Annotated in this window: 6 protein-coding genes; 3 read left to right on the forward strand and 3 right to left on the reverse strand. The window is 55.1% G+C overall.

The window, feature by feature from the left end; genetic code table 11:
• The first annotated feature begins 11 nt into the window (after positions 1–11).
• Positions 12–1,262 carry an ABC1 kinase family protein gene (locus tag ACT3XD_RS12375; protein WP_192538227.1) on the forward strand — a complete coding sequence of 417 codons (1,251 nt, stop codon included), beginning with the start codon at positions 12–14 and terminating at the stop codon, positions 1,260–1,262.
• 46 nt (positions 1,263–1,308) lie between these two features.
• On the opposite strand, the gene ACT3XD_RS12380 is transcribed toward ACT3XD_RS12375, so the two are convergent.
• Positions 1,309–1,902, reverse strand: coding sequence for a GNAT family N-acetyltransferase (locus tag ACT3XD_RS12380; RefSeq protein WP_192538236.1), 594 nt, complete (start codon positions 1,900–1,902; stop codon positions 1,309–1,311).
• Between the two features lie 138 nt (positions 1,903–2,040).
• Here ACT3XD_RS12380 and ACT3XD_RS12385 point away from each other — a divergent pair, with 138 nt between their 5' ends.
• A complete protein-coding gene (locus ACT3XD_RS12385) occupies positions 2,041–3,858 on the forward strand; it encodes an SEC-C domain-containing protein (protein WP_192538228.1) in 1,818 nt (605 codons plus the stop codon).
• 36 nt (positions 3,859–3,894) lie between these two features.
• Here the strand turns inward: ACT3XD_RS12385 and ACT3XD_RS12390 are convergent, their stop codons facing one another.
• Positions 3,895–5,256, reverse strand: coding sequence for an AmpG family muropeptide MFS transporter (locus ACT3XD_RS12390; protein ID WP_192538229.1), 1,362 nt, complete (start codon positions 5,254–5,256; stop codon positions 3,895–3,897).
• 98 nt (positions 5,257–5,354) lie between these two features.
• On the opposite strand from ACT3XD_RS12390, the gene ACT3XD_RS12395 reads away from it, so the two are divergent.
• Positions 5,355–5,873, forward strand: coding sequence for an FKBP-type peptidyl-prolyl cis-trans isomerase (locus ACT3XD_RS12395; protein WP_192538230.1), 519 nt, complete (start codon positions 5,355–5,357; stop codon positions 5,871–5,873).
• 329 nt (positions 5,874–6,202) lie between these two features.
• Here ACT3XD_RS12395 and ACT3XD_RS12400 read toward each other — a convergent pair.
• On the reverse strand, positions 6,203–7,453 hold a 1,251-nt coding region (locus tag ACT3XD_RS12400), incomplete at its 5' end, for a putative bifunctional diguanylate cyclase/phosphodiesterase (RefSeq protein ID WP_444280591.1).

Below are 7,453 nucleotides of genomic sequence, written 5' to 3' on the forward strand. Positions count from 1 at the left end.
GGAGCAGTCATATGCGCGAACGTGGTAGAACACGGAGGTTAATGGGGCTGGGCGCGCGTACGGGCGGTGCGATGCTTAAAACACGTCTGGGCGGTCAGGCAGACTGGCGCGCGCTGGGCGAGGCACTGTTTGAAGGACTTTCCGAGCTGAAAGGCCCGGCCATGAAAATGGCGCAGATGATGTCCCAGTGGGATGACCTGCTGCCGCTGGATTTAGCCGATGAGCTTGCTCGCCTGCAACGCCAGGCAGAACCCATGCCTTGGCCACGCATCCGTGAAGCGCTTGAGTTGCAGTACGGTGATATCGATACGTACTTTACCCAGGTTGAAGAAGCGCCCTTTGCCAGCGCCTCCATGGGGCAAGTGCATAAAGCGGTGACCCGTGAAGGCGAAACGGTGGTGCTTAAAGTCCAGTACCCAGGTTTAGCCGACGTGCTGGAGAGTGATCTAAAACAGTTACGGCGCATTATGAGCCTGGGCCGCTGGTTTAAAGTGCCTCAGGCGCGCCTGGATGCACTGTTTGAGGAACTGGCGGCGGGGCTTCGTGATGAGCTGGATTATCAGGCTGAGGCAAACGCTCTGGCGCGTTATCGAGAGCGCTACCAGAGTGATGCGCGGCTTGTAATACCCGAGCCGCTGTTTGAACTCTCGGGCCAGCATGTCCTGGCCATGTCTTACGTACCCGGCACACCGCTACGTGAGCTTGAGAGCGCTGAAGATACCGTACGTCAACAGGTAGCCGCGACGCTTGCCGACTGGATTACCCAGGAGCTCTTCACCTTTGCGGAGCTACATGCCGACCCGCATGCGGGCAACTTTGCCGCCGATGCCCAGGGGCGTTTGATTATCTACGATTTTGGTGCGGTGATTCCGGTGCCGGAAGGTCGGCTTAATGCCATGATGCAGCTACTCGATGCTACCTTGGCCCACGACCCCATGGCCATGGATGAGGCGATGGTCAATATGGGCGGGCGCCAGGGGCAGGGTGCGCCGCTTTCACTGTATCGTGAGGCAGCTGAATGTATTGCCCCGCTGTTTGAGCCCGGCGAGCAGGATTTTAGTGATGTACGCGTGCATCGCCGCCTGCGCGAGCTTTCGCCCAAGGTGTGGGCGGCGATGGACCGCTTACAGCCGCCCGCCGATACGCTGCTATTATCGCGAGCGCTAAATGGCCATTATTGGAATCTGGTGCGCCTTAAAGCGCGGCTGGATATGTATGAGCGTACCCAGCCGCTGCTGGCCTGGTCACGCTCACGCACTTAAACCGGAACGTTCGCGCACCAATCAGTCCTCGCTGATATCCAATCAGTTAGCGCAACGTTTTTAACCAGAATACCAGGGTCTTGTCACTCTCATGCTGCTCGCCAATATCTTTCCAAGCAAAGGTCGTTGCCAAGTCAGCGCGGCGCTGATAGCCCTGGCTTTGCCAAAAACCATGAAGCGGCCGATAATCTTCCGGCCGCAGCGGGTGTTTTTCAGGGCGCTCAACGGCGCAAAAAGCGGCAGTTTTATACCCTTCACGAGCAGCGTGGGTTTCGCGCTCGGCCATAAAAGCTTTGCCTATACCCCGGCCTCGGTAGTCGTGAAGTAATACCGATTCGCCGTAATAGAACACGCTGGAAGCCGCAATGCCGGCTGCTTCAAACGGGCGGCGAAACTCGTCTACTTCATCACTTAGCGGTTGACCTGTAGACGCGCCGACCAGGCAGTCACCATCAAAAGCGAGGACAAACAAGCTTGCCGGGTTTGCTGCGTAGCGGCCCAGGTAATCGGCTTCGTAGGCCAGGTTGCCATCGTATAAATAGGGAAAATCATGAAATACCCGAATGCGCAGCTGCGCAAGGGCCGCTAGGTGGGGCGCAATAGCCTGACCGTGGCAGGTCGTGAGCGTCAGTTCGTTCATCGCGTCTCTTCCACTGGGTAAACGCTGCACATTAACAGCCACGAGCCGCATCGCCAATCCTCCTACGTGATGGCCTACGGTCATGCTAAACTATGGCGCTTTTCAAAACGCGCTTTTCAAAAAACAGTGGAGACGGCAATGCTAGCGGTATGGGTCGATCAGCTGCTGGGATTTGCCTCTGGGGCACTCTCGGCAATCAGGCAGCAAGAACACTATCCCGATTTTATGACGTGGGTGCGCGCGGAAGGCGCCACGTCGTTTAACGGCGATGTCGCCACCGCCCAGGCGCTGGCTCCCATTTTATGGTCACAAACACCCTTGGTCCGGCTGGATTTTGCCAGCGAGTCGCTGGCGACACCAGGGCGTAATGAGCCCTGCTGGTGTGACTCCGGACGCAAATACAAGCAGTGCTGCTATCGGGTCGATTTCCCGACGGATATCCCCGAGCAGATGATGTGGATGCTGTCGCTGCGTGAATGGAAAGGCCCGACATTAAAAGCCGCACTTGAAAGCCGCCAGGCGCCGCCTCAGGCGCTACTGGAAGCGGGCCTTATCGCTGCTGAAAGTGGCCAGACCGGACGCGCCATGCAGATCCTTGAGTCGCTGTTTGATGGCAGCGATTGGTCGCGCCTGCCCGAGCAGGCCGAGCCCGCCTTTGAAATCCTGCTGGATATCTACCAAGAGCGCGGCTTTACCCGCAAACGCGCCGATCTGCTGGATGATGTGATGGAGCGTGGGCCACTATTTTTACGCGGTGTTGCCCTTGAGCGCCTATGCCTAATGCATTTGGATAATGATGATCTGGATAGTGCCCGGGCCGCCTTTGTTAAAGCCCAGCAGGCGCTGCCCGATTCGCCCACGCTTGCCTACATTGAGGCGATGCTTCTTCTGCATGAAGGCCATGAAGAAGAAGCTAAGGAACGTGCTAACTTCTGGTATCGGCGCCTGGTTCGCCAGGGCGATCTTGACGAAGAGCAGCTGGAGTTCCTGGCCGCCTTGGCAGAGAACCCGGGCGCAACGCTGGCTGATCAGCTGCTGAGTGCTGAAGAGGATCTGGCCACGCCGCTGGTATCCTTGCAAGCGCTGTTGGCGGCGCTGCCCACGGCGCCCAAGCTGGATTTTAGCGCCGATGCTCAAACGGGCCATTTGCACTATCACTCCAGTGCCCGGGAAGCGACGCTATTTGCCGCTTGGCATGAGCAGTTTCAAGTGTTGGTTGATGAAGATATCGCACTAGGCTTTCGCGATGATCCTTGGGGCAATGCGGTTGAGTGGATGTCCGCACTTTGCGCACACCCAGAGTGGCTGGATGCGCCGCACGTAGTGCAAGATCTGGCCCTGGCGTTGACTAGCCGGTTTGGCAGCCTACCGTGGATGGCGCCTAGCCTGCTGGACCCACTGGCGCTGCGCCTTTCCCGCTGGTTGGAACAGGCCCGGGCTGAAGGCGATGGCAGCTTGTGCTGGGATGATGCCGACAACGCTGTCCTGCTGCGTACGGGCCTTGCCCTGGTGGTGGGGATGGAACGCGGTGCCCGTCAGCATTCGCGGGAGCTGGCTGAAGAGCTGCTCGCCATCGACCAGGAAGATAGCCTGGGGCTGCGCGAACTGGTACTCGATCAGCTGCTGCGTGATGACCGCAATCAGGAGGCGCTGACGCTGACAGAGCAGCAGGATGACGATGGCTCGCTAGTGCTCGGATTACTAATGGGTCGCACCTTGGCGCTTTATCGCTTAAATGAGCATGAGGCAGCTGAAGCGGCGCTTAATGACGTTATCACCCATAACCGCCATGCGCTTGAAATGATCTGTGCGGATAGCCCACGCCCGGTAATGCCGCATGCAGACGGCCAGGTTGACCCCGGCTCGCGTGCCGAGGCGTGGCAATATCGCACGCTAATGCGCGATCAGTGGCGTACCACGCCAGGTGCGCTTGATTGGCTGGGTAGCCATCGCTAAGCCTTTCGTAAGTACGGGTGTAACCTTCAGCCGCGCTTAGCGCGGCTGAGGGACAGGCACCAACTGCTTATCCCGACTGATCCAGACGGCCAGAATAATCGCTGGCAGACCCAAGAGCGTTGCGACCACAAAAAATGTGGCATAGCCCTGAGAAGTTACCACCACTCCTCCAAAGCCGCTTAAAAACTTCCCTGGCAACGTCATCAGCGATGAGAATAACGCATATTGAGTGGCGGTATAGGCGCGTGAGGTAAGGCTTGATAAAAAGGCAATAAATATCGCACTAGCCAAGCCGTTAGCCAGATTGTCGCCAATGATCGTGATCACCAGCATGGGTACCTGATTCCCTATCAGGGCAAGTGCGGCAAACAGTAAATTCGTCAGCATCACAACCCCTGCCCCGATCACCAGCAGCGGGCCAATGCCGTAGCGGGCTACCAGCAAGCCGCCTAAAACGCCGCCGGTAATGCTCATCGCAATCCCAAATATATTGGTCACATTGGCAATAGTGGCCAGAGAAAAGCCCAGGTCGATATACAGCGGGTTAGCCATGGACGCCATCGCCAGATCGCTGATTCTATACACCGCAATAAACACCAAAATCCACAGTGCCTTTACCCCGAAGCGGCGAAAAAAATCGGTAAACGGGCACACGATAGCGCCAATCACCCAGGCACCCAAGCGACGCAATATTTTAGGTTTGCCACGGCTGGCGCGGATAAAGGCGCGCACTTTGGGCTCATGGATTAACTGCACCGAAAGCGAGGCGCGTTTGGGTTCCGGGCGAATCAGCACGGTGAGTACTCCCACGCCGACGAGTGCTGCCATGGTCAGGTAAGCCGCATCCCAGGACACGGCCGAGGCGATATAAAGCGCTCCGGCCCCAGCGGCCAACAGCCCCCCTCGATAGCCAATGATATAGGTGGATGCCATGGCGGCTTGCATATCATCATCGGCAGATTCGATCCGGTAAGCGTCAATGGCAATATCCTGCGTTGCCGAACCAAAGGCCACCAGCAGGGCAAAAACGGCGACCGCTCCCAAATTGCCAACAGGACTTACGCCAGCCAGGCCGACGAGCCCTGCAGCTATCATCCCCTGGGCAAGCAGCATCCAGCCGCGCCGCTGGCCAAAGGCTCGGGTGAGTAGCGGTAGTTCAAGCCTGTCCACCACCGGTGCCCAAAAAAACTTGATCGAGTAGAGCATGCCGATCCAGGCGAAAAACCCAATAGCGGCGACTTCAACGCCGTCGCTACGCAGCCAGGCGGAAAGCGTAGAGAACACCAGCAAAAAAGGTAGCCCGGCGGAAAAACCTAAAAACAGCATGGTAATAACAGGTGCCCGGAAATAGATCGCCAGCGCGGCAAGCCAGCTACGCTGGGGCAAAAGAGTGGGCATAGTGTTCAACTCCAGAAAAAGACGTTGGCCTTGGCCAAGTGATAAACTGCATCAATGTTTTACGACAAAGTCGATAGCTTACCGGAGAGGAGTTTTGCATGTCGATCACGGCACACCAGGTCGTTACGTTGCACTACGTGCTTAGCGACATTTTAAGCGATGGAAGCGAGCAAGTACTCGATGATTCTAACGCGCGCGATAAACCGCTTGAGTACCTGCATGGCCACGACAATATTGTGCCAGGCCTGGAGCAGGCGCTGGCCGGTCTAAAGGTAGGCGATGCGGCCACCGTAACGTTGGCTCCTGCTGACGCCTATGGCATGCGTAATGAAGCGCTGGTGCAGGAAGTGGGACGTGGCTCGTTCGGCAATGCTGATTTGACGCCCGGCAGCCGTTTTCAGACCGAAGGCGAAGCCGGCCCACAAATTGTCACGGTAGTAGATGTGGTGGGCGACCGCATTACCATTGATACCAATCATCCCCTGGCGGGCCGCACGCTCAGCTATCGGGTGAAAATCCTGGACACACGTGATGCAACGCGCGCAGAGCTTGCCAAGGGTCACCCGCTTCCGCCTGGAACCGAACACAGTAAAGTAGAAGATCGGAAGGTTCTTTAATATTTAAAACTTGATCCAGGTCAGCACTAACTTAGCTGAACTCCGATAAGATATTAATCAGCTGCTGGGTTAAGGCATTTTTTAAAGATTGTTTAAAGATTGCTTACTGGGCATTGGGTACTTCGTATCGTTGTACCGCTTGTAAACCGTTTTCTTGGTTAGTAGGTGTTAAGCAGTGGGCGTCGTTTTAAAGAGCCCCTCTTTGACTTAATAATCTGCTAAGCCTCTTGTCAGGGGAGGGAGGTTACTTTAACGAGTAAGCTTCCTTTTTTTCCGGCCTTTTGGGCCGGTTTTTTTTTGGAAAAAATTAGCGCGATAGTAACCGGGGGCTATTGATCAAATGTGAGCTTTTTAAAGTGTTTCAGCCAGTCCAGTACCTGATGCGAGGGCATCGGCTTGGCAATCCAGTAGCCTTGCAGATAATCGCAGCCCATCTTGAATAGCAGGGCCGCTGTTTCGTAATTTTCAACGCCCTCAGCAATGACCTTCAAGCCCAGTCGATGGCCCAGTTCGATGGTCGAGCGCACAATCAATCGATCGTCTTCATCGGTGTTTAAGCGCAGAATAAAGGACTTGTCGATTTTAAGTTCATTAAACGGCAGGCGCTTTAGTTGGGCTAGTGACGAGTAGCCCGTACCGAAGTCATCAATGGCCAGCACAATACCTAGCGCTGAAATCTCTTTTAGGATATTAACGGCCTGACTCATATCCTGCATGGCGGTGGTTTCGGTAACTTCAATAGCAAGCTGGCGTGGGGCTAAATCATAGGTTTTAAGTAGCTGTTCCAGCTGCTGAGGAAGCTGTGAGTTGATAATATCACTCGCGGATAAATTGATCGCGACGGATAAACGTTGCCCAGCTTGATTCCATATATGTAGCTGCTGGCACACATGAATCAACATCCACTGGCTTAATAGCGAAATATTGCCGGAGCGTTCGGCCAGTTCAATGAATTCATCAGGTCGAATAAGCCCGAGAGTGGGATGGTGCCAGCGAATCAGTGCTTCAAAATGCTCTATCCTTCCAGTATTAAGCGCTGCCTTGGGCTGATAATCTATCCATAGTTCGTCATGCGTAACAGCGTTTGGCAAATCGTTGATCAAGGTACGTTTGCGAAGCTGCAGCTTATCCAAGTCTTCGGTATAAAGCTCGTAGCGCACGGCTTTATCCTGGGCTTGCTGAAGAGCAATATCGGCTCGTCGAAACAGCTGTTGTACCGAGCTACCGTCGTTAGGAAAGCTCACACTGCCGATGGAGCATATAGGTTTAACCGTTGAGAGGTGATTGACCGCAATTGTGTTTGAAAGGTGCTGAATCAGCAGCTCCAACCACGCGCTATTGGATGGGTCGCCTTCATTAATAATTAAAAATTCATTGTTAGTCAGCCGATATGGATGATGTTGAGGGCTTGAGAAATCACGCAGTCTATCCGCAATGGCAATTAATACCTGGTCGCCTACGGAATACCCGAAGGTACTGTTGATAGCGCGTAACTCATGCAGGGCTAAGCGCATGATGGTAAACGGCGTCTGCTGCGCAACCAGATTTTCCAAAGAATCAAACGCGGCTACTTGATTAGG

Source organism: Halomonas sp. AOP7-B1-5, assembly GCF_052353045.1.
Taxonomy (GTDB): domain Bacteria; phylum Pseudomonadota; class Gammaproteobacteria; order Pseudomonadales; family Halomonadaceae; genus Vreelandella; species Vreelandella colorata.